General features: G+C 64.0%; 1 protein-coding gene. It reads right to left on the bottom strand.

What is annotated here, in order from left to right:
- A partial coding sequence (locus EN852_RS38260) for an ABC transporter substrate-binding protein (protein WP_246694569.1) occupies positions 1 to 314 on the bottom strand: 314 nt, incomplete at both ends.

The following is a 314-nucleotide window of genomic DNA, read 5'->3' on the forward strand; positions in this document are numbered from 1 at the left end:
TCGACGGTGTGGGCGTCGACCTTGCGGGTGCCGCCTTTCGACAACAGGCCCTTGAACACCGACAGCGCGTTGGACGCGCCGCTTGGATCGGCGAGGCGGTCGAAGGTCGCCACGACGTCGTCGGCCTTGAAGTCCTCGCCGTTGTGAAATTTCACGCCCTTGCGCAGCTTGAAGGTCCACACGCTGCCGTCGGCATTGGGCGACCAGCTCTCGGCCAGCACTGGCTTCAGCGTCAGGTCCGGCTGTGTCACGCACAGGAACTCAGCCACCTGGAAGACCAGCTGGTAGCTGCCGCTGTCATAGTAAGTGACCGG

It is taken from the genome of Mesorhizobium sp. M2E.F.Ca.ET.209.01.1.1 (assembly GCF_004010375.2).
Lineage (GTDB): Bacteria > Pseudomonadota > Alphaproteobacteria > Rhizobiales > Rhizobiaceae > Mesorhizobium.